Below are 24,774 nucleotides of genomic sequence, written 5' to 3' on the forward strand. Positions count from 1 at the left end.
GCGAACATGTCCGCGGTCTCAGCGAAAGGACTGGATGTGATGCTGACCGACAAACCGGTCCTGTTGACCGGAGCCTCCGGCACGATCGGGCGCCTGCTCTCAGTCCGGCTGGCGGCGCTGGGCTGGACCTTGCGGCTCACCGATGTCGTGCCGTTACCGATCTCGCTGCCGCCAAACGCAAGCTTCACCATCGCCGATCTCGAGGATCAGCAGGCGGTGAACGATCTGGCGGAGGGTTGCGGCCTGATCCTGCATTTCGGCGGCATCTCCACCGAGCAATCCTTCGAGACCGTGCTTGGCCCCAATTTTCGCGGCAGCTTCCACATCTACGAGGCGGCACGCAGCCAGAAGGCGCGCGTGGTCTTCCCGTCTTCGGTCCATGCGGTCGGCCTCTACGAGCGGACGCAGATCCTCGATCAGGACTGCCTGCTCAGGCCCGACGGCTATTACGGCCTGTCGAAGGCCTATGGCGAGATGCTGGCGCGGCTCTACTTCGACAAGCATGCGGTGGAAAGCGTGCTGATCCGCATCGGCTCGGTGCTGCCCGAGGTGCCGGACGAACGCATCCTGTCGACCTGGATTTCGCATGACGATTTCGTGCGGCTGATCGAGCGTTGCGCAGCGGCGGAGCGGGTCGATTGCTCCGTCATCTGGGGCCAGTCCAATAACAGCCGCGGTTTCTGGCGGCATGATGCCAGGGACAAGATCGGCTGGACCCCGCTCGACAGTTCAGACGACCAGGCCGAACGCGTGCGCGGCAAGGTGACGGACAATCCCGTGGTCGAGCGCTACCAGGGTGGCAAGTTCATCGTGGCGGACTACAGCCGCACCGACTTTCCGCCACGTGAGATGTTTGACGACTAGGCCGTCGCCGCAGACAGCGGGCCGCGCCCGGCGATTAGATCCGCCGCCTTCTCGGCAATCATGATGACCGCGGCGTTGGTGTTGGACGACACAATGCTTGGCATCACCGAGCTGTCGCAGACACGCAGGCCTTGCAACCCGCGCACACGAAGCTCGGGATCGACGACGCTCCCGGCATCGCCGCCCATACGGCACGAGCCGACCGGATGATAGGCGCTGCGCCCATGTTCGCGGGCGAAGGCTTCGAGTGCGGCACGTCCCTGCATGGCCGCGCCTGGAAGATGCTCGCGGCTGATGTATTTTGAAAAAGCTGGCTGCGACAGGATCTCGCGGCTGATCTCGATGCCGTCGATGGCGCGCTCGAGATCGTAGCGCTCGGCGAAGGGGTTGGGGTCGATGACCGGCGCATGGCGCAGGTCCGCCGAGCGCAGCGTGACGCTACCGCGCGAGCGGGGGCGCACATGGTAGGAATTCAGTGTGCAGCCATTGCCGCCGGGAACCGAGCCGATGCCTTCCTCGACGCCGGCGCCGGGCAGGAAATGGAACTGGATGTCGGGCGTTTTCTGCGCGCGGTCGCCCCACCAGAAACCGCCGGCTTCGACGATGTTGGAGGCCACCGGCCCCTTGCCGAACAGCGCATATTCGAGGCCCGCGACGGCCTGCCAGCGCTTCGTCTTGTAGCGATCGATGCCATGCGGTCCGTTGAGCTCGGCGACGACGTCGACATCCATGTGATCGTGCAGGTTCTGGCCAACGCCGGCGAGATCGCGGACCACCTTGATACCGTGCGCGCCGAGATGCGCGGCCGGGCCGATGCCGGACAGCATCAGCAGTTTCGGCGAGCCGATGGCGCCGGCGGTGACGATCACCTCACGCTCGGCGCGCAAGAGTTCGGTGCGGTCCTTGACGATGACCTCGACGCCGATGGCGCGGCCGTTCTCGACGACGATGCGGCTGACCGTGGCGTCGGTGCGCAGCGTCAAATTCCGACGGCCAAGTGCGGGCTTGAGATAGGCGACGGCGGTGCTTGAGCGTTTCCCCTGACGCGTCGTCGTCTGATAGAAGCCGGTGCCTGCCTGCTCGCCAGCATTGAAATCGGCCCTGAACGGAAGACCCGCCTGCTGCGCCGCCTTGACGAACACCCGGGTCAGCGGATGCGGGGCGCCGCTGGAAACGCCGAGCGGGCCATCGATGCCGTGCTCACGACCCGCGAAGGTGTCGTTGCCCTCGGAGCGGATGAAGTAGGGCAGCACCTCGGCGTAGCTCCATCCCGTACAGTCATCATCAGCCGCCCAGCCGTCGTAATCCTGCGGGCAACCGCGCGTGAACACCTGGGCATTGATCGAGGAGCCGCCCCCCAGCACGCGCGCCTGCGGATAGACCATGGTGCGGCCGTCGATCGCCTTGCCGGGGGCGGTATCATAGCCCCAGATCAGCGGCCCCGACGTCATCTTGAAGAAACCGACCGGCAGATGGATGTAGCGATCGGTGTCAGGCGGGCCGGCTTCGAGCAAGGTGACGGAAACGTCCGGATCCTCGCTCAGCCTGGCGGCCAGAATGCAGCCGGCCGAGCCGCCGCCGACGATGATGTAGTCAGACATTCTCACTCCCTTGGCAGCGCGAAATCATCGCCCTGCTCTGCTCTGCGCAACGATCTCAAGTCGCTTGTGCCGCGTCAAGAGAAAGGGTATGGTTATCGTGTTGAAGGGTTGTCGTACAAGTGGAGGAGCTTGGCAACCCATCGATCGGAGGCCCGGCCGCGCTCCCCGCGCATGCCGCCGGGCGGGAAACAGATTTTCAATCGGGAGGTTTGAATATGAAGGACAGGACAGATCTTACGCTTTCGGTCAGCCGCCGGACGCTGATGATGGGCGCCACCGCCGGCGTGGCGGCGCTCGCCATGCCGAGGGTCTTACGCGCCCAGGAAAAGCCGACGCTGGTGACGTCGATCCGCTCGCTCTCAAACCCCTATCACGCAGTGTGGAAGACCGGGGCCGAGGCCTACGCCAAATGGGCCGGGCTCGAACATGTCACGCTGGTCTCGGAAGGCAACAGCGAGAAAGGCATCGCCGACATCAAGGCGATGCTGGCAAAGACTGGCGGCAACATGGTGCTCAATTCCGATCCCAACGACACGCCGGATGCGCGCCCTATCGTCGAAGCCTGCGCCAAGGCCGGCGCCTATGTCGTGACGCAGTGGAACAAGCCGGCGGATCTGCATCCGAAGGACTTCAACCCGAACTATGTCTCGCACATCGAGTTCGACGGCATCGCAAGCGGCAAGACCATTGCCGAGATCCTGTTCAAGACCATTGGCGGCAAGGGCGGCATCGTCGCGCTCGGCGGCCTGATCTCGACCACGGCGGCGATCGAACGCAAGAAGGGCCTCGACGCGGCGCTGGCCGCCAATCCTGACATCAAGCTGCTCGACTTCCAGGTCGCCAACTGGAAATCGACCGAGGCCTTCGACCTGATGGGCAACCTGCTCACCCGCTTCGGCGACGACATCAAGGGCATCTGGGCCGCCAATGACGACATGGGCTCCGGCGCGCTCGAAGCGCTGCGCGCCGAAAACCTCGCTGGCAAGGTGCCGATCGTCGGCGTCGACGGCATCAAGACGGCGGTTGATGCGGTGCGCACCGGCGAATTCGCCTGCACCGTCACCTCCGATCCGTTCTGGCAAGGCGGCATGGGTCTCGCCATCGGCTACAACGCAAAGATCGGCAAGTTCGATCCGACCAAGGAACCGCCGGAACACCGTGAATTCTACGGCAAGGCGGTGCTGATCTCGCACGACAATGTCGAGGAATATTACAAGACCAATGTCGACGCCAAACCGGAGATCGACTGGAACGATCTGTGGGGCCGGGTGACCGGAGCCATCCGCACCTGACCGCCGGGCGGGCCGCTGCTCCCTGGCGGCCCGCTCCCCTTTTCAGCAGACGGGAAGCGGTTTCTTGACAATCCATACAGAACCCCTGAAGTCCGTTTCGGACATCGAGCGGACAACGCTTATGACATTGATCCCCGGCCGTATCGCCGCTGTGTTCGGTGGCAGGCGCTGGCGCAGCCTGGCGCCGCTGGCGGTACTGATCGTGCTCTGCCTACTGATCGCCATCGCCAATCCCAACTTCATCGAGCTGCGCAATCTGGTGCGGCTTGCCAACTCGGCCGCCGTGCCGCTGACGCTGGCGATGGGGCTGACCTTCATCATCCTGATGGGCAGCATCGACCTCTCGGTCGAGGGCACCCTGTCGGTGTCGGCCATGGTTGTGGTGCTGCTCGCCGCCAATGATGCGAACGGCAACGATTATGGCTGGTGGGCGGTGCTCGCCGCCGTGGTCGCCGGCACCGCAATGGGTTTCGTCAGCGGGCTCATCCAGACCATGCTGCGCATCCCCTCCTTCATGGCGACGCTCGGTATGTGGTTCATCGGCCTTGGCCTGTCGGTCTATATGCTGGGCGGCTCGGCGATCCGGCTCAACGACGCCTCGATCCGCGACCTGGCATTGCACCGTTTCCTTGGCTTGCCAGTGGCGGTCTGGGTCGCGTTCGGGGCTTTCCTGCTCGCCGCAATCATCCAGTATCACACCAAGCTCGGCCGCCACATATTGGCGATCGGCGGTGACGAGGATGTGGCCAAGCTCTCCGGAGTGAACGTGACCCGCGTGCGCATCACCGCCTTTGCGCTCGCCGGTTTCTTCTTCGGCGTATCAGGCGTACTTGCCGCCGCGCAGCTTGGCCAATCGCATGCGGTCATCGGCGACGGCAGGCTGTTTGCTGCGGTCACCGCCGTCGTCGTCGGCGGTACGGCGCTGACCGGCGGCGAAGGCGGCGTCGTCAACACGCTGATCGGCGTCTTGATCGTCACCGTGCTTGCCAACGGCATGATCCTGCTCGGCATCTCGCCCTATATCCAGCAGACGGTGCAGGGGCTGATGATCATCGCCGCGGTAGCGCTGTCGCTCGACCGTGTGCGCCTCAGGATCGTCAAGTGAGCGCCATGCTGAACGCGTCCGGCATCATCAAGAACTTTCCCGGCGTCCAGGCGCTGCGCGATGTCTCGATCGAAGTGCGGCCCAACGAAGTGGTCGGCCTGATCGGCGAGAACGGCGCCGGCAAATCGACGCTGATGCGCGTGCTGGCCGGCAGCTACCGGCCTGACGGCGGCAGCCTGACGCTGGACGGCGAACAGCTTCGCATGCGCAGCCCACGCGACGCGGCCAGGCATGGCATCGGCATGGTGTTCCAGGAACAGTCGCTGGTGCTCAATCTGACGGTCGCCGAAAACATCTATCTCGGCGAGGAAGACCGCTTCACTCGCTTCGGCCTCGTCAACTGGCGCGCCATGAACGCGGCGGCGCGCCGCCAGTTGGCCAAGATCGGCATCGACATCGATGTCACGGCGCGCACCTCCGAACTCACCTTCGCGGCGCGCCAGATGGTCGAGCTCGCCAAGGCGCTAACCTTGGAGGAAGTGGTCGAACGGCAGTTGCTCATCCTGCTCGACGAACCGACCTCGGTGCTCAACGCCGCCGACATCGAGGTGCTGTTCGCGCGCGTGCGTTCGCTCAAATCGCGCGCCAGCTTCGTCTTCGTCTCGCACCGTCTTGACGAGGTGCTGGCGATTTCCGACCGCGTCTACACGATGAAGGACGGCGCGGTCGTTGCCAAACACCGCGCGGCCGAGGTCACGGCGCCGGAGCTGCACGAGATCATGGTCGGGCGCGGCCTGCAGGCGGAATATTACCGCGAGGCCCGCCAGCTTGCGCCGCGCGACACGGTCATGGTCGAGGCCAAGGGATTGGGCGCCAACGGCGCCTATCACGGCGTCGACCTCAATATCAGGGCCGGCGAGATCGTCGGCATTGCCGGCGTCGTCGGCTCCGGCCGCGAGGAGGTCACGCGCACCATAGGCGGCTTCCTGCAGCATGATGCCGGCGAGATGAAGATCGCCGGCGACACGGTGCGCTTCGCCTCACCGGAACCGGCGGTGCGCAAGGGTATCGGCTATGTGCCGCGCGAGCGCAGGCTCGAAGGGCTGGTGATGTTCTTGTCGATCGCGGAAAACATCTCGCTCGCCGATCTCTCCAGCGTCATGCGCCATGGCGCCATCGACTATGGCAAGGAGCGTCGGCTGGCCGCCGACTGGATCAAACGGCTGCGCATCAAGGCGCCCGGCCCCGATGCAGCCTGCCGCAAGCTCAGCGGCGGCAACCAGCAGAAGGTGGTGCTGGCGCGCTGGATGACGGCCGGCTCGCGCATCCTGGTGCTCGACCACCCGACGCGCGGCCTCGATGTCGGCGCCAAGGAGGAAGTCTACGAACTGGTGCGCGATCTCTCCGCGCAAGGCGTGGCGATCCTTTTGATCTCCGACACGCTGGAAGAGACGATCGGCCTGTCGCACCAGGTGCTGGTGATGCGCGACGGCGAGATCACCGCGCGCTTCGACGCCAGCCCGGGCAAGAAGCCGAACCAGGTCGATTTGCTGCGAGCAATGGTGTGAGCCGATGAACGAAACGTCCATCCGACAGATGTTCGAAGGCAAATGGACGCAAGGCGCCATTCCGCTGGTCCTGCTTGTCGCGCTTCTGCTGATCATCGAGATCGCCGCGCCCGGCTTCCTGACCGGCGAAACCGTGTCGCTGCTGTTTGCCAACACCGCCGTACTGTTCATCCTGGCGACCGGCGTCACCTTCGCCATCCTGCTCGGCGGCATCGACCTGTCGATCCAGGCCGTGGCCTCGCTGGCCAGCGTCATCCTGGCGCAATTGCTGCCCTCGCTCGGCCTTGCCGCCTTCTCGGTGGCGATCCTGTCGGGCCTTGCCTTCGGCACGCTGAGCGGCATCGTCCATGTCAAGCTGCGCGTCCCGTCCTTCGTGGCGACGCTCGCCACCGGCGGCGTGGTGACCGGCCTGGCGCTCTGGGTCTCCAACGGCCGCGCCATCACCATTGAGGAAGGTGGCCGAGAAAACACCGCCTGGATCAACGCCGCGGTTGCCGGCGTGCCCGTGGTGGTGCTGATTTCGGCGGTCATCGGCATCGCCGCCTTTCTGGCGCTCCGCTACACGCGTTTTGGCCGCCAGGCGATCGCGGTCGGCGCCGGCGAGCCGGCCGCATGGGCGGCAGGCATCAATGTCGACCGCACCAAGATCATCGCTTTCGCCGCTTCCGGCATGCTGGCCGCTGTCGCCGGCGTGGTGCTGGCAGCACGGCTGTCGAGCGGCTCGCCGGTGCTTGCCAACCAGCTTTTGCTGCCGGCCATCGCCGCCGTCATCGTCGGCGGCACCGCGATCACCGGCGGGCTGGGCGGTGTTGCCCGCACGGCAGTCGGCGCGCTGATCATCTCGATCGTGCGCATCGGCATGACCTTTGTCGGCGTCAACATCTTCCTGGAAAACATGGTGTTCGGCGCGGTGCTCATCGCCGCCGTCGCCATCACCATCGACCGCAGCAAGATCGCGGTCATCAAGTGACAGATCGATCCGCACCGCCTCCCAAGCCAGCGCGGACAGGACGGGGTCGCATCACAAGCCCGATGCGACCCCGCTTGCTCGGGTCACATCGTGTCGAGGCCGATCAACTCGATCTTGTAGCCGTCCGGGTCTTCGACGAAGGCGATGTGCGTGGTGCCGTGCTGCATCGGCCCGGGCTTGCGCGGGATCTTGGCGCCGCGCTTTTCGAGCTCGGCGCAGACGGCGTAGATGTCGTTGACGCCGAGCGCCAGGTGGCCGAAGCCGGTGCCGATCTCATAGGGCTCTTCCCTGCCCCAGTTCAAAGTCAGCTCGACGACGGCCTCCTTGTCTTCCGGCCCATAGCCGACAAAGGCGTTGGTGAACTTGCCGCCGGGATAGTCGTCACGGCGCAGCAAGGTCATGCCGAGAACCTCAGTGTAGAAGGCGATCGACTTGTCGAGGTCGAGCACCCTGATCATGGTGTGCATATAGCGAAAGCCCGGGGCGTCGCTCATTGGGAAAGTCCTCCGAATTCAGGGATTTGCTGGTCTGACCATCCACATCAAACAGCTGGTTGGAACATGACCTCGCTTGATGTTCTAAATCAGGGTTGTATGATAACACGACAAGAACGGTGGTTGTCCAGTCGTTTTCCCCAGGGGTGCAGAGTCAATTCATGAATGCCGTGCCGCCCTCCTCCGCATCGCTGATCGCAGCCCTTGCCGGCGTGCTGCCTGATGGCGGGCTGCTGACGGCGGACGAGGACCTGGCGCGCTACAGCCGCGACTGGTCCGGCGACCATTTCGGCCGGCCGCTGGCGGTGGCGCGGCCGTCCACGGTCGAGGAGATGTCGGCGCTGATGCGGTTCTGCCATGCCGAGCGCATTGCGGTCGTGCCGCAAGGCGGCCTGACCGGCCTCGTCGGTGCCGCAGTAGCTGCCGATGGCGGTGAGATCGTCATCTCATTGGAGCGCATGAACCGGATCCGCTCGATCAGCCCGATCGACTTCGCCATGGTGGTCGAGGCCGGCTGCATCCTCGAGGACGCCAAGCGCGCGGCGGAAGAGAACGACTGCCTGCTGCCGATCACCTTCGGCGCGCAGGGCAGCTGCCGCATCGGCGGCAACGTCGCCACCAATGCCGGCGGCTTCAACGTGCTGCGCTACGGCATGACGCGGGACCTTGTGCTCGGGCTCGAAGTGGTGCTGGCCGACGGCCGCATCTGGAACGGGCTGAAGGTGCTGCGCAAGGACAATCGCGGCTACGACCTCAAGCAGATCTTCATCGGCTCGGAAGGCACGCTCGGCATCGTCACCGCGGCCGCGCTGAAGCTGTTTCCCAAGCCGACGCAGATCGAGACCGCACTGGTCGGCCTGCGCTCCGTCGAGGACGCGATGGCGCTCTATGCCCGCGCCCGGCGCGATTGCAGCGACCTTCTTACCGCCTTCGAGCTGATCCTGCGCGGCGGCATCGAGATCACCATGCGCGAGGGCAAGGATTTTGCCGACCCGCTCGACAAGCCCTACCCGGCCTATGTGCTGATCGAGGTTTCCTCCGGCGGGCTGATCGACCTGTCCGCCATGCTGCTGGGGTTCCTCGGCGGCGCCGCCGATATCGTCGAGGACGGCCTCGTCGCATCGACGCGGGCGCAAGGCGAGCGCCTGTGGCTCTACCGCGAGATCATGGTCGAGCGGCAGGGCCGCGGCGGCCGCTATCTGCGCACCGACGTTTCGGTCCCGATCTCGAAGCTCGCCGATTTCGTCACCGACGCGCTCTTCGAATTGCAGCGGGCGCGCCCGGACGCGCTGGCCGTCACCTACGGCCATGTCGGCGACGGCAACATCCATCTCAATGTGGTGCCACCGGAAGGCATGGGCGCGGACGCGATCGAGCATCTGTTCGAGGAGGCGGAAGGCGAGATCTTCGCCGTCGTCGACCGCTATGGCGGCTCGATCAGCGCCGAGCACGGCATCGGCCGGGTCAAGCAGAAGGCGTTCCTCGAACGCATCGACCCGGTGACGCTGGACCTCGCCGCGGGCATCAAGGACGCGTTCGATCCCAGCCATATCCTGAGCAATGGCCGCATTCTGGCGTCCACATCCGCCGTCGACTATAGGTGAGCGATGACGCTGAAACTCGACAAGGTCAATCGTGGTCCACACCTCTCCACTCTGGTGGCGAGTTCCATCTCGCGCGAGATCGCGCAGGGGCGGCTGAAGCCAGGCGACCAGTTGCCGACCGAGCAGGCGCTGGCGACCACCTTCGGGGTGAGCCGCAACGTGGTGCGCGAGGCGATCGCGCGGCTGCGCTCGGAGGGCCGCATCTGGTCGCAGCAGGGACGCGGCGCCTTCGTGGTGGAGAGCACCAACCCGACGGTGCTGACCATCGACTATGAGGCGCTGCAGCGCGCCGATTCCTTCCGCAACCTGTTCGAGCTGCGCGGCATCCTCGAAGTGCAGGCGGCGGCCCTTGCCGCCAAGCGGCGCTCGGAGGCCGATCTCGCCGCGATGGGCGCCGCACTCGCCGGCATGCGCGCCGCCCCCTATGGCAGCGTCGCCTGGCTGCGCAGCGACCTCGAATTCCACCGCACTGTCGCCGAAGCGACGCGCAACAGCTATATGGGCCAGTTCCTGGTCTTCGTTTCCGAGCGCGTGCGCGAAAGCATCCTCGCCGCCGGCAACCAGCAGAAATCCGACGATATGGCCCGCATCACGCTCGGCGAACACGAGCGCATCCTGTCCGCCATCCGTGCCGGCGACGCCGAAGGCGCGCAAGCGGCCATGCGCGACCATCTGGCAGGCGCGGCGCTGCGGGTGGGATTGCATGATGCGGAGGCGGCGGAGCCGGTAGCGCCGGCGCAGGAGGTGCCGTCTCCGGTGCGGCATTCACGATTGAGGAAGGCTGTGCGCGGGCGGGCTGGGGGATAGCGGTTCGTCCTAGGCGCCATTTCGTCCGAATTTTTCGGCTAGTCGCCGGTTCGCTCTCACGGCAGAGTGTGGCCATGTGCAACCTCTATAACATCACCACATCTCAAGAGGCCATCCGCCAATGGACCCGGACTCTGCGGGACATCCTGGGCAACCTTGAGCCGTCCATCGACATCTGTCCCAACCAGCCCGGCCCGGTGGTGCGCCATGAGCAAAATAGGAATGAGTTCCTCGCCAAGTCAATTCGCCCTTGACATTTATGTTCCCTTTTTGTTCACTGTGGCCATGAAGCGTTTGGAGTACTAGCCATGGACCGCATCGTGACACTGAACAGTCGCCAGGAGGCCGCTCTCCAGGCTCACGCCGAGGATTTCATCGCCGTCCACAAGGGCGATGTGATGAAGGCGCTCAAGGAAATGATCGTGCTCAACGGGCATCTTCAGGAACGGCTTGATGCACTCACCACCCCTCGCCGCGCGACACGCTAGGAGGGACCGCTATGGGCACGATGCACTTTGACGACGAAGCGAAAGCCGAGCTCCATTCGGAAGCCGTGAAGCTCATCGCGCGCTACGACAGTCCGCTTGAGACCGTGAAGGCGCTCATGGCCTATAATTGCGAGCTAGAGACCCAGATACTCGCCATCGCCCACCGGCATCCGGGGATAGTGTCAATCGGCTACGATCCTACTCCGCCCGTGCTGGGGTGATCGCTGGTAATTGGCTGCAATAATCGGCCCTGCCGTCATTCCGCCGGTGGCTCCACCAGCGACACCCCATTCAGCCCCGCGACAATATCCGACAGCGCCGGCACGAACTTTTCGCCGTGGCCGGTGGCGACCGCCGTCGCAAAACCGTTGCGCACCACGGCGCCCACCGGGTTCGCAACGCCCGCCGCCTGGGCGAACGACGCGAGATAGGTCATGTCCTTCAGCGCGTTGGCGATGGCGAAGCGTTGGGCGTTTTCGTTGCGGTTAAGGACGAAATCGAAGAAGGCCTGGTAGAAGCCGCAATCCATGCGGCTGCCTGATATGACGCTGTTGAATATCTGTGGCGTCAGGCCAGCCTTGGCGCCCAGCGTCAGCGCTTCCGAATAGATCGCGGAATAGCCCATCGAGACGAAATTGTTGAGCAGCTTCATGGTGTGGCCGCTGCCGGTCGGGCCGGTGTGGATGATGCGCGCGGCCAAGGCTTCGAGCACCGGGCGGGCACGGGCGACGGCTTCGGCCGCGCCGCCGACCATGACGTCGAGCTTGCCTTCCGCCGCTTCCTTGGGCGTGCGCGCCAGCGGCGCGTCGATCAGCGTCACGCCAAGTGCTGCGAGTTCGGCGGCAAGTGCTGTCGTGGATGAGGGATTGGAGGTCGAGCAGTCGATGATGAGCAACGGTGTGCCGGCCGCGGCAAGGCCATTGGGGCCTTTGACCAGCATTTCCACCTCGCGCGAGCCGGTGACGCACAGAATGACGATGTCGCAGGCGGCGGCAAGGTCGCGCGGGCTTACCGCCTCGGTGGCGCCGGCAGCGATCAAGCGTTCGGCGGCGGTGCGGCTGCGGTGCACGCAAACGGTCAGCGGCCAGCCCTTGCGCAGCAGATTGTCGGCCATGCCGGCGCCCATCGCGCCCAGGCCGATGAAGCCAATGCGTTCTTTCATGCGAAACCTCCTGTACCCGTGCCGGCGGGCTCAACTTTCGTCACCTTGCGGCGGGCACCTGTCGATGCAATCTTCCGAAGCAGAATCGGCCTTTGCCGAAGAACCGGACCGGAGCCCGCGCGATGGCGGAGACCACGCTTTTCGATGCCATACCGCAGGCGCCCAACCTGCGGACCGGGCTCGTCAACACGCTGATCGCACAGATCGAGTCCGGCGACCTGGCGCCCGGCCAGAGGCTGCCGACCGAGCAGGAGATCGTCGCCGCCACCGGCGTCAGCCGCACCGTGGTGCGCGAAGCTCTCGCAGCGTTGCGCGCCCGGGGGCTGATCACCACGCGTCAGGGCCTCGGCGCCTTCGTCGCCAAGGATCCGCTGCCACGGACCTTTTCCATCCTGCCCGACGATCTCGAATCGATCGACGAGGTGCTGCGCGTGCTGGAATTGCGCATGGGCATCGAGGTCGAGGCGACCGGCCTTGCCGCCGAGCGGCGCAGCGAGGCGGCGCTGGCGCAGATGGGCTCGCGGCTGGACGCGCTGGAGGCGGCGGTGCGTGCCGGCGGATCGGGCTCGGAAGAGGATTTCGGCTTCCACCGCGCCATTCTGGCGGCGACCCAGAACCCCAATTTCACCCGGCTGTTCGACACGTTCGGCAGCGCCATGATCCCGCGCCAGTGGACGCGGCTCGACCGGATGACGGAGGCCGACCGGGAAAAATATCTCGAGCGCATGCAGCGCGAGCATCGCGCCATCCTCGCGGCGATCGAAGCCCGGGACGTCAACGCGGCGCGGCGCGCCATGCGCAGCCATCTGGCCAAGAGCTACGCCCGGTTCGAGGATCTGCGCGACAAGGCCCGCCACGACTGAGTGCTCGCTCATGCGGGTGCCCCAGCCACACCGCCGAGATAGAGTTCGCGCATCAGCGACATGTCGCTGAGTTCCTCGATCGGTCCTGAAACGACGATACGGCCGTTCTGCATGAGATAGCCGCGCGAGGCGACGGCGAGCGCCAGGCCGGCGTTCTGCTCGACCAGCAGCACCGAGGCGCCGAAGCGCGCGCCGATATCCAGAATGATCGCCTTGATCTCCTTGACCAGCAGCGGCGACAGGCCGAGCGACGGTTCATCGAGCAGCAGCACGCGCGGCCGCGTCATCAGCCCCCGTGCGATCGCCAGCATCTGCTGCTGGCCGCCGCTCAGCGAGCCGCCCCGGTCGCGGCGCTTGGTGGCGAGGATCGGAAAGAAGGCGAGCATGGTCTGGAAGTCGGCCTCGACGGCCGCCTCGTCGCGGCGCGCATAGGCGCCGAGGCGCAAATTCTCCTCGACCGTCATATCGACGAAGATTTTTCTGCCCTCCGGCACCAGCACGACGCCGCGTCTCGCCATCACATCGGCGGCGGACCCGGTGACGTCGGCGCCGTCGAAAGCGATGTTGCCCGCGCGGGGTTTGATCAGCCCGGCGATGGCCTTGAGCAAGGTCGATTTGCCGGCGCCGTTGGGCCCGAGAATGGTGACGATTTCGCCTTCGGCCAATGTCAGCGAGACGCCGCGGTTGACGATGGTCGGCCCATAGCCGGTGACGACATCGGAGACGGCGAGCAGGTTCACAGATCGCCTCCGAGGTAGACGTCCAGCACCTTGGGATCGGCAAGCACCTTTTCGGTCGGCCCGTCGGCGATCTTGGAGCCGAAGTCGAGCACGGCAAGGCGCCGGCACAGCATCTGCATCAGCTTCATGTCGTGGTCGATGACGCAGACCGTGATGCCATGGCCCGGCAACTGGCGAACAAGGCCGACAAGGGCAGAGGTTTCGCGGTCGTTGAGGCCGGCGGCCGGCTCATCGAGCAGAAGCAACGACGGCCGCGTGGCCAGCGCCAGCGCGAGGCCAAGCAGGCGCAGGCTGCCGAAGGGCAGAACGCCGGCCTTTTCGCCGCCGAGCGCGCTCAAGCCGACGAAATCGAGCAGCGCCTGCGGCGTCGGCCAGGGATTGGCGGCGCCCCCTGCCCGCCTGTGCTCGCCGGCGATCTGCACATTCTCCAGCACGCCAAGCCCGGCAAAGGCCATGGCCTGCTGGAAGGTGTAGCCGATGCCCGCCCGCGATATGGCGTGCGGCGCCAGACCGGTGATGTCGCGCCCGCGAAACAGCACCGTGCCGCCGCTTGGCTTGTGGACGCCGGTGACGACGTTGAACAGTGTGGTCTTGCCGGATCCGTTCGGGCCGACGACACCGAGGATTTCGCCCTCCTCGACGGCGAGGTCGACGCCGGCAAGAGCCGTGACGCCGCCGAACTGCTTGCCGAGGCCGCTGATCGCCAGGATCGGGCTCATTGCCGCGCCTCCGAGGGGGCGGCATCGCGCTCCGCCTCCTGTTTCGGCTTGCCCGAAAATGCCACGCGGAGTGCTCGGACGATGCCACCGATCAACCCGTCGGGCAAAAGCATGATGACCGCGATCAGGCAGACGCCGTAGACGATGCGCGACTGCACCGGATCGAGGTTGAGCACTTCCGGCAGGAAGGCGACGAGGATGCCGCCGGCCAGCGGGCCCTCGATCAGCCTTGCCCCGCCGATCATCACCATCAGCGCCAGGTAGATGCTGGGGAAAGACGAGAATTGCGAGGGCGAGATGTGGCCGAGGAAATAGGCCAACAGCACGCCGGAGATGCCGGCAAAGACGCCGCTGACGACGAAGGCGCCGATCTTGTGGCGGCCGACATTGATGCCGAGCGAGGCGGCCAGCTTTTCGTTTTCGCGGATGGCGCGCAGCGTGCGGCCATAGGAGGAATGGATGATCGCCCAGCTCGCCACCGCCGCTGCCGTGACGAAAGCCACCACCATCAAATAGTAGCGCGTCAGATCGCTCATGTCGGCGCCGAACAGGGTGACCGGACCGGCGATGTCGAGCCCCGTGGCCGCACCGGTATAGTCGCCGCCATTGGTGAGCACGATGGCGAGCAGCTGGCCGAAGGCGAAGGTCATGATGACGAAGTGATGGCCGCCGACACGCAGCGAGGGAATGCCGACGATCATGGCGAAGACGGCACTTGCCAAGGCGGCCACCGGCAGTGCCGTCCAGAAGCCGACGCCGAAGTCCCGCGCGAGGATCGCCGCCGCGTAGGCACCGACACCGACCAGCGCCGCATGCCCCATCGACAGGATGCCGGTCTGGCCGAACAGGACCGACAGGCCGTAAAGCGCGATGACGTTGGTGCCGGCCGAAATCGCCAGCGACAGGAAGCGGTTCGAGGGCGAAAACAGCGGCACCGCCGCGATCAGCGCCAGGATGACCAGCACCGGCAGCAGCGACCGCAACGCATTGCCCGTCTTCATGACGCCATCCGGGGTCCGCTGGTGCCGCCGAACAGGCCGTGCGGCCGCACGATCAGCACCAGGATCATCAGCACGAAGGAATAGGCGTCGGTCCATTGCGAGAAGCCGTAGCCGGCGCTGAAGCCTTCGACGATGCCAAGGATGAGGCCAGCGGCGACGGCGCCATAGATGTTGCCAAGCCCGCCGATCAGGGCCACGGCGAAGCCTTTCATCACCATTGTGCCGCCGGTGAACGGCGTGATGGGGAAGAGAGCGATCAGCAGCGCGCCGCCGAGCCCGGCCAGCGCACTGCCGAGCACGAAGACGCCAGTGATGTAGCGGCGCACCGGAATGCCCATCAGGGCGGCGGTGTCGCGGTCCTCGACGCTGGCGCGCAGCGCGCGGCCATAGCGGCTGGCGGTGATCATGCGGAAGCTCAGCGCCACCACGGCAATGGTGATCAGAATGACCATGACGCGGACCGATGCGATGCGCACGCCGCCGACCTCCCACACCGTGGTCAGCGGCCGCGGAATGCTCTTCTGGTTGGGATTCCAGAACAGCACGACCACATGCTGCAGCACGACGATGAGGCCGAGCGAAACGATGAAGCCGTTGGTCGGCCGCTCCAGCGTGAAGCGGAACAGGCCGCGCTCGAGGATATAGCCCATCAGCCCGACCGCCAGGATCGCCAGCACCACAGCAATGGGGAAACCGAGGCCGGCGCTGACGGCGAGCCAGGTGACGATGCCGCCGATCATCAGGAATTCGCCATGGGCGAAATTGATGATGCCGGTCAGGCCGAAGATCAGTGTCACGCCGATAGCGATGAGCGTGATGACGCTGGCGATGGAAAGGCCGTTGAGGATTTGCTGGATGAAAATATCCACGGCGATCGAGACCTGTCTTGAAAAAAGGGAGTTGGCGGCTGATGCCGCCGCCAACCCTGGGATTAGGGGCTTAGCTCTTCGGCGCTTCGGCCGGCGGCTGCTGCATGGCGCAGGAGATGGCCCCGCCAGGTGCCGCGGCGCAGACTTCCGTTGCATGGGTGACCTGATGCGTCGGATTGAACGTCAGATCATCCGAGACGACGCCCTGGTGGTGGAGGCTGAGCAGCGCCTCGACCGTCTTGTCCGGATCGAAGCTGTCGGCCTTCTGCCAGGCTTCGACGAGGAAGTGCACATAGTCATGGTAGAGCAGCGACACCGACGAGGTCACGCCGTGCGGGGCGCCGGCGGCGAAGTAGGCATCGAAATAGGCCTTGGCCTTCGGGTTGGAGGACTCGCCCCAGCACACCGGCACGCAGCTCATCGCCACCGGTACGTCAGCCGAAAGCTGCTTTTCCTTCCAGATGCCGGGGTCGACGCCGAACAGGAAGTAGCTCTTAGCGGCGCCCAGTTCGAGCGCCTGCGGCAGTGCCGTCAGTGTTGAATCGCCATTGTACCAAAAGTGGATGATATCAGGATTGAGGCTCTTGGCCCGGGTCAGGAAGGGCGAGAAGTCGGTCGTGTCCGGCGGATAGAAGATGATGTCCGGGACATCCTGCCCTTCGGCCTTCAGCGCCTTGTAGTAGTAGGACGACAGGAACTGGCCGGTGGCATCGTTGCCGACGATCATCACCGACTTCTTCGGCTTGAAGCCAAGCAGCGGTTCGAGCAGGGACAGCACGCCGCGCGCGGTCGATCCGGAGCGCTGGAACTCCTGCGGTTCGGACTGGAAGAGATAGTGATCCTCGCCGCCCGGCTTGACGCTGTCGGGGTTGAGGATTTTCGCCAGCGTCGAATTTCCGGCGAAATGGATGATCTTGGCCGGCTGCGTGATCTTGGCCATGGCCAGCGTAAAGTCATGCGTTTCCGAGCCGAAGATCGCCTGCACCTTGACGTCGCGCACCAGTTCCTGGGTGGCGGCGATCGCGGTGGCGATATCGGTGCGGTCGTCGCGCTTGACCATTTCGAGCTTGTAGGTCTTGCCGCCGACCTTGAAGCCGCCGGCATCGTTGATCTGCTTGACGGCAAGGCCGACGCCCGCCGGCAAGGTATGGCCGGCGGACACGAACGAGCCCGATTCCGCCGCGACGACGCCGATCTTGACGATGTTGTCCTCGGCAAACGCCGGATGAGCGAACGCGCCAAGGCACAAGGCCGCCGAGGCGGCCAGTTTAAGCACGGTTTTCAATTTGAGATCCTCCCGACTCCAAATCATTGCAGTCTTACCGGGTTGTCATACAACCCTGTAATCTGGTAAATCTTACGGACGGGGATGTCAATCGCATTGCCATGCGATAAGGCTGCCCGAAGATCAGAATCGCAGAGCCGGAATTGCCGGCGAAGCCGCAGTCAGGAACAGCAAGATGCAATCACGGAAATTCGGCCGCACCGGCAGATCAGTCAGCGAGATCGGCTTTGGCGCCTGGGCGATCGGCGCCGCCTGGGGCGAGGTCAATGACGACGATGCGGTCGCCGCCTTGCACGCGGCACTCGACGCCGGCGTCACCTTCCTCGACACCGCCGATGTCTATGGCGATGGCCGCTCGGAGAAGCTGATCGCCAGGGTGATGAAGGAGCGCGGCGGCGAGCGGCCGTTCATCGCCACCAAGGCCGGACGGCGGCTGCCGAAGCAGACCGTCGAAGGCTACAGCCTGGAAAACCTGACCGGCTGGATCGACCGCAGCCTGAAATATTTGGAGACCGACACGCTCGACCTGGTGCAGTTGCACTGCCCGCCGACCGACCTCTATTACCACCCGGAAGTGTTCGAGCGCCTCGACCGGCTCGTCGAGCAAGGCAAGATTCGCAATTACGGCGTCAGCGTCGAGCGTGTCGAGGAGGCCCTGAAGGCGATCCAGTATCCCAGCGTCGTCAGCGTGCAGATCATCTTCAACGCCTTCCGCCAGCGCCCGGCGGAACTTTTCTTCGCCGAGGCGAAGAAGAACGATGTGGCTGTTATCGCCCGCGTGCCGCTGGCCAGCGGTCTGCTGTCGGGCAAGTTCAAGGCCGACAGCAAATTCGAGCCCACCGACCATCGCCTGTTCAACCGCAACGGCGAAGCCTTCGATGTCGGCGAGACGTTTTCGGGCGTGCCCTATGAGGTTGGGCTCGCGGCGGTCGAGAAGATCCGGCCGCTGGTTTCGGGCGACGCGACGATGGCGAAATTCGCGCTGCGCTGGATCCTGATGTTCGACGCGGTGAGCGTGGTCATTCCCGGCGCCCGCAATCCGGCGCAGGCGCGTTCCAATGCCGAAGCGGCGGTGCTTGCGCCATTGTCCGATGATCTTATGGGCAAGGTGAAGGCCATATACGACCAGGACATCAGACCCTACGTGCACCAGCGCTGGTGATCGTCGACGCCATCGAGCCGGCCGCCCTTCCATCTGCCTCCGACGCCTCCCGTCACAATTCGCGAGAAGCCACCGCTACCTGATTTGACCGTCACGGCAGTCGGTCGGCGTGCCGGCGGCGGCTCGGCGAAACCGATAGATGCCCGGAGTTATGACCGGAGCGGGATGGTCGGGCCGAGCGTAGCGCCTTGACCGAACGCATCTATTGCGTTCGGGGCCGGTATGGCCTCGCGTGATTGCGAGATAGCGATGGCATTGAGCGCAGTTTGCTACTTTATTATGCCGATCTTCCTGCGATCGATGGTCACGAATACGGCACAAACCAGAACGGTCCCCTTGACGATATTCTGGAGGTACGGATCGACGCCGGCCATATTCATTCCATTCGACAGAAGCGTGATTATCAGAACGCCCAGCATGGTACCGACAACACTGCCGACACCTCCGGTCAACGGTGTTCCGCCGACCACCACCGCGGCTATGACGTCCAGTTCCAGCCCCTCCCCGAGTTGAGCGGTGGCGGCCATGGCGCGCGCGCCTTGCAGCAGGCCGGCAATGCCGCACAGGGCCCCGAGAAGCACATACATATAGATTTTCACGCGTGCGACCTGAATGCCCGTTAAAATGGCGACGCGTTCCCCACCGCCTATGGCGCGAACCTCGCGCCCGAACACAGTCCTGTTGATAATGCCATACGCGACAACCATCAGCACCAGGCCAATGATCACGGAATGCGGAATGCCCAAAGTCCGGTTGGTATAGACATTCAGGAATTGCTCGTCCTCGATCGAGACAGGAGCACCGCGTGTGAAAAGCAGCACGATGCCGCGATAGACCACCATCGCGCCCATGGTTGCGATGAAGGACGGCACCTTGCCTTTGGCCAGGAGAACGCCATTGACCAGTCCGGCAGCAGCACCGACAGCAATGGCGGGAATGATCGCCGCGGCGCCGAGGCTGTCAGCTGTCAACGCGGTTGCCAATGCCGCGAGCGCAACAATTGAACCGACCGAAAGATCGATTGAACCGGCCATGATGACGAAGGTCATGCCGAGCGCAGCAACTAGCAGCACCGTGCCCTGCTGAAGCACAATGAGAAAGTTGCTGAAGGTCAGGAAGCGTGGCGAGGCTATCGAGAAGGTCACAATGAGCAAGACAAGCATGGCAAGTGGAAAGCCGCGTTTGACGACTTCGAACCGGCTGGCATTGACGCCAGGTTCCCCGGTTGCGTTCGGTGTTTTGGTGGCGATCGAGGTCACGTTCGTTTCCATGGTCAGGCCATATGTCCAATGATGTCATGCTCGGTGGCATCGGCTGCCGTCTCGATGCGATGCGTAATTTGTCCTTGCCTGAGCACCAGCAAGCGGTCCGACATACCGATCAGTTCGGGCATGTCTTCTGATGACAGGATCACGGCGAGGCCCTGCGCCGCCTTCTGCCTTACGATGCGATAGATTTCCGTGCGGGCGCCGATATCGACCCCTCGCGTAGGATTGTTGAGCAGGAGCAGACGCGGCTGAACAGCCAGGCATTTGCCGATCACCACCTTTTGCAAATTGCCTCCCGAGAGTGACCGACAGGACGAATCGACGCTTTGTGTCTTGATGCCGATCTGGGCAATGAGGTCACCCGCGATGGCAGTGGCAGCGGCGCGATCGAAGAACGGCCCATGATGCGGCGGGCGGGCCATCACCAGATTGTCGAGGATACTGAAGTCGGCGATCAGGCCTTCATTGTGCCGGTCACCCGGCAGATAGGCGACGCCCTGTCCCCAGGCAGAAGTCGGGCTTGACGGCGCATATGAACTACCCGCAAGCGTCATCGAGCCACCACGCAAGGGCAAGTCGCCGCAAATGGCTGCGAACAGCGCTTCGGCGCCAGCGCCCTTCAATCCGGCAAGGCCGAGGATTTCGCCGGCACGCACGTTGAGGCTGACGCCGCCGAGTTCGCGCCCGACGGCGACCTCGCAGGCTTCGAAGACAACAGGCTTGCTTGGATCTCCCGGCGGCCGCGGCGGATAGATGCTTCTCGCGAGCTCGCGCCCCACCATGCGGCGATGAATTTCATTGGGCTCGATCTCGGTCGTCCGATATGTTCCGACATATTGCCCGTCTTTCAGGATCGTCAATTCATCCGCGACGGCAAGCACCTCGTCGAGATGATGAGAAACGAAGGCTACGGTCATCCCCTGCCCCTTGAGTTCGCTGATGACGCGAAGGACAGCCTGAACCTCTCGATGATCGAGATAGGCGGTGGATTCGTCGAGAAGGAGGATTTTCGGATTTGTAGACAGCGCTCGGGCGATCTCGATGCATTTCAGCTCGCCGAGATTGAGGCGGCCTGTGTCGGCAGAGATCGATATTTGCGCGCCGATCCGTTCCAGGATCGCTCGCGCCGCGGCTTCCATACGCCTGCGATCGATAAAACCGAGAGGGCCGGCGAACTGCCGCAGGCGATCGATGAAGATGTTTTCGGCGACAGTCAGCGAACGGTTGATCGTGATTTCCTGGTATACAAGCGATACGCCAAGGGCGGCCGCACCGACAACGCTTGGTGGAGCGTAGCTTGCTTCATCCAACGTCATGACGCCGCTGTCAGGCGGTTCTGCGCCAGCAAGCATACGCAAGGTCGTCGATTTGCCGGCTCCGTTTTCGCCGACGATGGCGTGAACCATGCCGGGCCGAAGCACCACGGATACGCCATCAACGGCACGTGTCTGGCCGTAGCTTTTGCGCAGGTCGCTCGCAGCAAGTGTCATGAATTGACTACGCCCAAATGCCAGGCAGAGCCTGCCTGCAACCGTGGGATTGCAGGCAGGCCCAATCGGACGTTCAGTTGCTATACTGCATCTCGAAAACGGCCGGCTTGGCGTCCTTGTTGTAGAAGCGGGAGTGCTGCCGGAAATCATATGTCGGCACGCCGCCGGGGAAGTCCTTCTCGAACTGCGCAACGCGATCCTTGGTCAGCGGCAGCAGCTTCAGCTTGACATTGTCGGCGCCCGCGGGAACCGGAATACCCTTGATCTGATCGAAAAGGGCGACAAGGGCGAAGCCACCCTGAAGCCAATGACCGCCAATATCGAAAAGCAGGTCGCCGGACTTTACCGCATCGACATTCTCGGGGTTGAGATCCATTCCGACGACCATAACGTCCTTGCCGGGCGCTTTCCCATGGTTCTTGAGCGCAGCCATCACGCCGGTCGCGGTGCCGCCATTCGCGGCCCAGACGCCGGTGATGTCCGGGTTGCCCTGGAAGAGGGATTCAAATGCGGTCTGTGACGTATCACGGACGAAATTGCCATCGACTTCGCCGGCGACGCGCACATCGGGCGCTTCCTTGAGAGCGTCTTCCAGCCCCTTGCGGCGATCAATGGCGACCGAGGTGCCGGCGGTGCCGTTCACCACGCCGATCACTTTCTTGCCATCGGGCCCCGGCTTGATCGCGGCGAACAGCGCCTTGGCCATTTGGTATCCGGCGTCCTCATCGCTCGGCCCGATAAAGGCGATGTAATTGGGGAAACGCTCGGTTTGAGGCGAAAAATCCGGATAGCTGTCGGTGAGGATGACCGGGATGTCGGCTTCCTTGGCCAGGGTAAGCCCGCGAGCGGCAGTGGCCCAATAGGGCGTGAAAACAATGCCGTCGACCTTCTGGGCCACCAAGTCCTCAAGCGACTTGACCATCTGGTCAGGCTTGTTGTCGGCATTGAGGACGACGAGCTTCACACCAAGCTCATCCGCTCCCTTCTTCATGAAAGCGACATAGCTGTTCCAGAATTGCGCATCCAGGGTCGGCACGACAACGCCGACCGTGGGTTCATCGGCAGCGACAGCCGCCGTTGACAAGAAGGCCGCGGCAGCGGCGCCGACAAGGGCCGATTTAAGCTTCGACAAGAAAGACATGGTTCCTCCAACCCGGTTCGCAACAGAGCCCAAACGCTCTGAATCGCTGACATAATTCCCATTTTTTTGACAAGAACTGCGCACTTGTCAGTGCCAATTGACGACGATTGACGATCATCGCTTATCACATATGGTCAAAATCAGTCAAAATAATTCCAATAAGGCCAAAAGCGATAGGAATTCGCTCATCGCCATGACAAACCAGTGGGCTCGCCGAATGAATTCGTGATATTCGCGATGCTGGGCTCGCCATGATTCCGGCGAGCGCGTTGCTTCACTGTGCGGAGATACGGACGTGGCAAGGAATGTTCGAAAATCAACGGTGGAAGATACCGGGCCCTCGGCGTCCGCCGGGTCATGGGAAGACGATGGCGGGCGTGGACGGGTCGATCTGATACCGGCCAAGCGTCATGCCTTCATTCTCGAATGCCTTAAACGGGAAGGAACCGTCGGCGTTCAGGAACTCATCGATCTCATCGGCGCGTCACCCTCGACCATACGGCGCGACCTCGAGACGCTTGAACGGCAGGGGGCATTGGAGCGAACGCATGGCGGAGCGATGCTTCAACGCACGGAACTCGCCACCTTCGAGCCAGATCTCGCCACTGCCGCACACTTCGCCAGGGCTGAGAAGGAGGCCATAGGCGCGGCCATGATGTCGGAACTTCGCCCCGGGCAGAGTGTCATTTTCGACGCGAGCACGACTGTCCTGGAAGTCGCCCGCGCCATCGCCGCCGCGCCCATCGCGCTTACGGCCGTCACCAACAGTCTCGCGATCGCGCAGATACTCGCAACCGTGCCGGGCGTACGCCTCGTCATGCTTGGAGGCACCTGCAAGCCGGGTTCTCTGACTCTGGTTGGCCAGCCTGGCGAGAATTTCCTGCGCACCATCCACGCCGATGTGGCAATTCTGGGCACTCATGCCATCACCGGGGACATGCTCACGGAGACCTCGCTTGAGGTCGCGGCGATGAAGCAGGCGATGATCGCCGCGGCGCGCCGGGTGGTCGTGCTTGCCGACAATTCCAAATTCACCACTCCCAATTTCTGCACCATCTGCCGCTTGGCCGACATCCACCAGATCATTACCGATGACGGCATCGATCAGGCCAACCTCACCAATCTTCGGACGCTCGATGTGAACGTCCGCGTCGTGCGCGTCAGCCGTTCGGGTTCTTCAGTTGAGCGTTCTTGAGACTGTGGATATCCGGATCATCGCGGACGACCTGACCGGCGCCCTGGACAGCGCGGTTTGCTTCGCCTCGCCAGGCCACGGTGTCGGCGTGAGCTGGCGACTGGATCGTGCGCTCTCGGGCCGTTTGGCTGTCGATATCGCCACACGTGAGGGTTCCGAGACAACGGCCGTCGCGAGACATTCGAGGTTCGCGCCGTGGCTTGCCGCCGGACAGCTGAGCTTCAAGAAGATCGACAGCCTTTTGCGCGGTCACGTCATCGCCGAAATAGAAGCCTGCATCGTCGAGGGCGGGTACCAGCGCGTTGTTCTGGCACCCGCGTTCCCCTTTCAGGGCCGCGTTACACGTCTTGGGCGTCAATGGCGGCTCGACCGGCCCGAAATGGTAGGTCCCGACATCGTCGCCGGCCTGGGTCAGCGCTTTTCGTCTGGCCGGTCGGTACCGGGCGCGCGGCCAGCTCATTTCATCACACTCTACGACGCCGAAACGGACAAGGACCTGGACGAAATCGTTGCAACGGCGAGCGCGCCGCGGACACTCTGGGTTGGTACGGGCGGCCTGGCTGCCGCGCTGGCACGGCACGTGGGCACGCCACACATGCCTGTTCCGGCATTACCCGTCCCGTTCCTGGGCCTTGTCGGCACAAATCACGAAGTCACGATGGCGCAGGTGGCCTGCTTTTCCGCCAGCCATGCGGACGCGCATATCGTCGTGGAACGCGACATCGACAAAGCGAAAAGGGATTTGGCCAAACGCATAAAGAGAGGCGCGCCATCGGTTGTCACCGTCGCCGCATCGGGTGATCGCCAAATGGTGGCGGATCATATCAGCAAGGTGTTTGCCTCGCTTCTCGACGGCTTGCCAATGCCTGGAACGCTGCTCGTCACCGGCGGTGAAACATTGCGATCGGTGTGCTCCAGCCTGGGCGTCGTCGAACTCACGGTCGAGAGCGAGATCGAGCCGGGGCTTCCGATCTCCAGAATAGAAGCCGGCGTTTTCAAGGGGCTGGCCACAATCTCAAAATCTGGCGCATTCGGCGACAGCGCCCTCTTCTGCAGGCTCGCGACTCCAGCCCATCGCTGATCAAGACCGTCGCCGATCAAAGGCATAGGGGGCAGATCATTCGCGCCGGTCAAATGACGTCAAAC

At 63.9% G+C, this 24,774-nt stretch carries 25 protein-coding genes; 14 read left to right on the plus strand and 11 right to left on the minus strand.

Annotation, left to right across the window (positions count from 1 at the left end; genetic code table 11):
• Positions 1–39 precede the first annotated feature (39 nt).
• A complete protein-coding gene (locus AB4Z43_RS22075) occupies positions 40–864 on the plus strand; it encodes an NAD-dependent epimerase/dehydratase family protein (protein ID WP_441938949.1) in 825 nt (274 codons plus the stop codon).
• On the opposite strand, the gene AB4Z43_RS22080 is transcribed toward AB4Z43_RS22075, so the two are convergent.
• A complete protein-coding gene (locus AB4Z43_RS22080) occupies positions 861–2,465 on the minus strand; it encodes a GMC family oxidoreductase (protein ID WP_441938950.1) in 1,605 nt (534 codons plus the stop codon). The genes AB4Z43_RS22075 and AB4Z43_RS22080 overlap by 4 nt on opposite strands.
• A 215-nt stretch (positions 2,466–2,680) precedes the next feature.
• Between AB4Z43_RS22080 and AB4Z43_RS22085 the strand changes: the two genes are divergently transcribed.
• The 4 genes from AB4Z43_RS22085 to AB4Z43_RS22100 all read left to right on the plus strand — a co-directional run bounded on the left by AB4Z43_RS22085 (position 2,681) and on the right by AB4Z43_RS22100 (position 7,340).
• Positions 2,681–3,757 carry a sugar ABC transporter substrate-binding protein gene (locus AB4Z43_RS22085; RefSeq protein WP_019856618.1) on the plus strand — a complete coding sequence of 359 codons (1,077 nt, stop codon included), beginning with the start codon at positions 2,681–2,683 and terminating at the stop codon, positions 3,755–3,757.
• Between the two features lie 121 nt (positions 3,758–3,878).
• Entirely contained in the window at positions 3,879–4,862 is a 984-nt protein-coding gene (locus tag AB4Z43_RS22090; RefSeq protein WP_441938951.1) for an ABC transporter permease, read from the plus strand.
• A gap of 5 nt (positions 4,863–4,867) precedes the next feature.
• On the plus strand, positions 4,868–6,370 hold the full coding sequence (locus tag AB4Z43_RS22095; RefSeq protein WP_019856616.1) for a sugar ABC transporter ATP-binding protein: 1,503 nt from the start codon (positions 4,868–4,870) through the stop codon (positions 6,368–6,370).
• Between the two features lie 4 nt (positions 6,371–6,374).
• Positions 6,375–7,340: an ABC transporter permease gene (locus tag AB4Z43_RS22100; RefSeq protein WP_441938952.1), complete on the plus strand. Its 966-nt coding sequence runs from the start codon at positions 6,375–6,377 to the stop codon at positions 7,338–7,340.
• Positions 7,341–7,423: 83 nt separating this feature from the next.
• On the opposite strand, the gene gloA is transcribed toward AB4Z43_RS22100, so the two are convergent.
• Positions 7,424–7,834, minus strand: a complete 411-nt coding sequence (gene gloA / locus AB4Z43_RS22105; protein WP_019856614.1) for a lactoylglutathione lyase — start codon at positions 7,832–7,834, stop codon at positions 7,424–7,426.
• Positions 7,835–7,995: 161 nt separating this feature from the next.
• Here gloA and AB4Z43_RS22110 point away from each other — a divergent pair, with 161 nt between their 5' ends.
• The 5 genes from AB4Z43_RS22110 (at position 7,996) to AB4Z43_RS22130 (ending at position 10,954) form a co-directional block, all read left to right on the plus strand.
• Positions 7,996–9,438: an FAD-binding oxidoreductase gene (locus AB4Z43_RS22110; protein ID WP_441938953.1), complete on the plus strand. Its 1,443-nt coding sequence runs from the start codon at positions 7,996–7,998 to the stop codon at positions 9,436–9,438.
• Between the two features lie 3 nt (positions 9,439–9,441).
• Complete coding sequence (locus AB4Z43_RS22115) at positions 9,442–10,245, plus strand: FadR/GntR family transcriptional regulator (protein ID WP_441938954.1); 804 nt, start codon at positions 9,442–9,444, stop codon at positions 10,243–10,245.
• A 74-nt stretch (positions 10,246–10,319) separates the two neighbouring features.
• Positions 10,320–10,499, plus strand: a complete 180-nt coding sequence (locus tag AB4Z43_RS22120; protein WP_441938955.1) for a hypothetical protein — start codon at positions 10,320–10,322, stop codon at positions 10,497–10,499.
• Between the two features lie 54 nt (positions 10,500–10,553).
• The gene (locus tag AB4Z43_RS22125; protein ID WP_019856610.1) at positions 10,554–10,733 is read left to right on the plus strand and encodes a hypothetical protein; all 180 of its coding nucleotides are present in this window, start codon (positions 10,554–10,556) and stop codon (positions 10,731–10,733) included.
• A gap of 11 nt (positions 10,734–10,744) precedes the next feature.
• A complete protein-coding gene (locus AB4Z43_RS22130) occupies positions 10,745–10,954 on the plus strand; it encodes a hypothetical protein (RefSeq protein ID WP_020628784.1) in 210 nt (69 codons plus the stop codon).
• Between the two features lie 35 nt (positions 10,955–10,989).
• Here AB4Z43_RS22130 and AB4Z43_RS22135 read toward each other — a convergent pair whose 3' ends face one another.
• Positions 10,990–11,895 (minus strand): NAD(P)-dependent oxidoreductase, encoded by a 906-nt coding sequence (locus AB4Z43_RS22135; RefSeq protein WP_441938956.1) that lies wholly within the window; start codon positions 11,893–11,895, stop codon positions 10,990–10,992.
• Positions 11,896–12,017: 122 nt separating this feature from the next.
• Here AB4Z43_RS22135 and AB4Z43_RS22140 point away from each other — a divergent pair, with 122 nt between their 5' ends.
• Positions 12,018–12,758 carry a FadR/GntR family transcriptional regulator gene (locus tag AB4Z43_RS22140; RefSeq protein WP_019856607.1) on the plus strand — a complete coding sequence of 247 codons (741 nt, stop codon included), beginning with the start codon at positions 12,018–12,020 and terminating at the stop codon, positions 12,756–12,758.
• Positions 12,759–12,766: 8 nt separating this feature from the next.
• Here AB4Z43_RS22140 and AB4Z43_RS22145 read toward each other — a convergent pair whose 3' ends face one another.
• From AB4Z43_RS22145 to AB4Z43_RS22165, 5 genes are all read right to left on the minus strand, one after another.
• On the minus strand, positions 12,767–13,498 hold the full coding sequence (locus AB4Z43_RS22145; protein ID WP_083246656.1) for an ABC transporter ATP-binding protein: 732 nt from the start codon (positions 13,496–13,498) through the stop codon (positions 12,767–12,769).
• Positions 13,495–14,217, minus strand: a complete 723-nt coding sequence (locus AB4Z43_RS22150) for an ABC transporter ATP-binding protein (RefSeq protein ID WP_019856605.1) — start codon at positions 14,215–14,217, stop codon at positions 13,495–13,497. The genes AB4Z43_RS22145 and AB4Z43_RS22150 overlap by 4 nt, the downstream gene beginning before the upstream one ends.
• The gene (locus tag AB4Z43_RS22155) at positions 14,214–15,218 is read right to left on the minus strand and encodes a branched-chain amino acid ABC transporter permease (protein WP_064983458.1); all 1,005 of its coding nucleotides are present in this window, start codon (positions 15,216–15,218) and stop codon (positions 14,214–14,216) included. The genes AB4Z43_RS22150 and AB4Z43_RS22155 overlap by 4 nt, the downstream gene beginning before the upstream one ends.
• On the minus strand, positions 15,215–16,087 hold the full coding sequence (locus AB4Z43_RS22160; RefSeq protein ID WP_019856603.1) for a branched-chain amino acid ABC transporter permease: 873 nt from the start codon (positions 16,085–16,087) through the stop codon (positions 15,215–15,217). The genes AB4Z43_RS22155 and AB4Z43_RS22160 overlap by 4 nt, the downstream gene beginning before the upstream one ends.
• Positions 16,088–16,157: 70 nt before the next feature.
• Complete coding sequence (locus AB4Z43_RS22165; protein ID WP_441939015.1) at positions 16,158–17,363, minus strand: ABC transporter substrate-binding protein; 1,206 nt, start codon at positions 17,361–17,363, stop codon at positions 16,158–16,160.
• A gap of 184 nt (positions 17,364–17,547) precedes the next feature.
• Between AB4Z43_RS22165 and AB4Z43_RS22170 the strand changes: the two genes are divergently transcribed.
• Entirely contained in the window at positions 17,548–18,534 is a 987-nt protein-coding gene (locus tag AB4Z43_RS22170; RefSeq protein ID WP_019856601.1) for an aldo/keto reductase, read from the plus strand.
• Positions 18,535–18,803: 269 nt separating this feature from the next.
• Here the strand turns inward: AB4Z43_RS22170 and AB4Z43_RS22175 are convergent, their stop codons facing one another.
• Genes AB4Z43_RS22175 through AB4Z43_RS22185 form a run of 3 tightly spaced genes read right to left on the minus strand, consistent with a single transcriptional unit; the run spans position 18,804 to position 22,433 of the window.
• On the minus strand, positions 18,804–19,793 hold the full coding sequence (locus tag AB4Z43_RS22175; RefSeq protein ID WP_167470408.1) for an ABC transporter permease: 990 nt from the start codon (positions 19,791–19,793) through the stop codon (positions 18,804–18,806).
• Between the two features lie 14 nt (positions 19,794–19,807).
• The gene (locus tag AB4Z43_RS22180; protein ID WP_080643705.1) at positions 19,808–21,442 is read right to left on the minus strand and encodes a sugar ABC transporter ATP-binding protein; all 1,635 of its coding nucleotides are present in this window, start codon (positions 21,440–21,442) and stop codon (positions 19,808–19,810) included.
• On the minus strand, positions 21,366–22,433 hold the full coding sequence (locus AB4Z43_RS22185) for an ABC transporter substrate-binding protein (RefSeq protein WP_051726740.1): 1,068 nt from the start codon (positions 22,431–22,433) through the stop codon (positions 21,366–21,368). The genes AB4Z43_RS22180 and AB4Z43_RS22185 overlap by 77 nt, the downstream gene beginning before the upstream one ends.
• Before the next feature lie 295 nt (positions 22,434–22,728).
• Here AB4Z43_RS22185 and AB4Z43_RS22190 point away from each other — a divergent pair, with 295 nt between their 5' ends.
• Positions 22,729–23,628, plus strand: coding sequence for a DeoR/GlpR family DNA-binding transcription regulator (locus AB4Z43_RS22190; protein WP_240564763.1), 900 nt, complete (start codon positions 22,729–22,731; stop codon positions 23,626–23,628).
• Positions 23,615–24,709 (plus strand): four-carbon acid sugar kinase family protein, encoded by a 1,095-nt coding sequence (locus AB4Z43_RS22195; RefSeq protein ID WP_441938957.1) that lies wholly within the window; start codon positions 23,615–23,617, stop codon positions 24,707–24,709. The genes AB4Z43_RS22190 and AB4Z43_RS22195 overlap by 14 nt, the downstream gene beginning before the upstream one ends.
• Positions 24,710–24,774: the final 65 nt, after the last annotated feature.

This window comes from Mesorhizobium sp. 2RAF45 (assembly GCF_052115225.1).
GTDB lineage: Bacteria > Pseudomonadota > Alphaproteobacteria > Rhizobiales > Rhizobiaceae > Mesorhizobium > Mesorhizobium jarvisii.

What these genes read in the sequence shown, in the direction of transcription:
- AB4Z43_RS22075 (WP_441938949.1), top strand. Translation starts at nt 40, where the DNA reads ATGCTGACCGACAAACCGGTCCTGTTGACCGGAGCCTCCGGCACGATC.
- AB4Z43_RS22080 (WP_441938950.1), bottom strand. Translation starts at nt 2,465, where the DNA reads ATGTCTGACTACATCATCGTCGGCGGCGGCTCGGCCGGCTGCATTCTG.
- AB4Z43_RS22085 (WP_019856618.1), top strand. Translation starts at nt 2,681, where the DNA reads ATGAAGGACAGGACAGATCTTACGCTTTCGGTCAGCCGCCGGACGCTG.
- AB4Z43_RS22090 (WP_441938951.1), top strand. Translation starts at nt 3,879, where the DNA reads ATGACATTGATCCCCGGCCGTATCGCCGCTGTGTTCGGTGGCAGGCGC.
- AB4Z43_RS22095 (WP_019856616.1), top strand. Translation starts at nt 4,868, where the DNA reads ATGCTGAACGCGTCCGGCATCATCAAGAACTTTCCCGGCGTCCAGGCG.
- AB4Z43_RS22100 (WP_441938952.1), top strand. Translation starts at nt 6,375, where the DNA reads ATGAACGAAACGTCCATCCGACAGATGTTCGAAGGCAAATGGACGCAA.
- gloA (WP_019856614.1), bottom strand. Translation starts at nt 7,834, where the DNA reads ATGAGCGACGCCCCGGGCTTTCGCTATATGCACACCATGATCAGGGTG.
- AB4Z43_RS22110 (WP_441938953.1), top strand. Translation starts at nt 7,996, where the DNA reads ATGAATGCCGTGCCGCCCTCCTCCGCATCGCTGATCGCAGCCCTTGCC.
- AB4Z43_RS22115 (WP_441938954.1), top strand. Translation starts at nt 9,442, where the DNA reads ATGACGCTGAAACTCGACAAGGTCAATCGTGGTCCACACCTCTCCACT.
- AB4Z43_RS22120 (WP_441938955.1), top strand. Translation starts at nt 10,320, where the DNA reads ATGTGCAACCTCTATAACATCACCACATCTCAAGAGGCCATCCGCCAA.
- AB4Z43_RS22125 (WP_019856610.1), top strand. Translation starts at nt 10,554, where the DNA reads ATGGACCGCATCGTGACACTGAACAGTCGCCAGGAGGCCGCTCTCCAG.
- AB4Z43_RS22130 (WP_020628784.1), top strand. Translation starts at nt 10,745, where the DNA reads ATGGGCACGATGCACTTTGACGACGAAGCGAAAGCCGAGCTCCATTCG.
- AB4Z43_RS22135 (WP_441938956.1), bottom strand. Translation starts at nt 11,895, where the DNA reads ATGAAAGAACGCATTGGCTTCATCGGCCTGGGCGCGATGGGCGCCGGC.
- AB4Z43_RS22140 (WP_019856607.1), top strand. Translation starts at nt 12,018, where the DNA reads ATGGCGGAGACCACGCTTTTCGATGCCATACCGCAGGCGCCCAACCTG.
- AB4Z43_RS22150 (WP_019856605.1), bottom strand. Translation starts at nt 14,217, where the DNA reads ATGAGCCCGATCCTGGCGATCAGCGGCCTCGGCAAGCAGTTCGGCGGC.
- AB4Z43_RS22155 (WP_064983458.1), bottom strand. Translation starts at nt 15,218, where the DNA reads ATGAAGACGGGCAATGCGTTGCGGTCGCTGCTGCCGGTGCTGGTCATC.
- AB4Z43_RS22170 (WP_019856601.1), top strand. Translation starts at nt 17,548, where the DNA reads ATGCAATCACGGAAATTCGGCCGCACCGGCAGATCAGTCAGCGAGATC.
- AB4Z43_RS22180 (WP_080643705.1), bottom strand. Translation starts at nt 21,442, where the DNA reads ATGATTTCCGGCAGCACTCCCGCTTCTACAACAAGGACGCCAAGCCGG.
- AB4Z43_RS22185 (WP_051726740.1), bottom strand. Translation starts at nt 22,433, where the DNA reads ATGTCTTTCTTGTCGAAGCTTAAATCGGCCCTTGTCGGCGCCGCTGCC.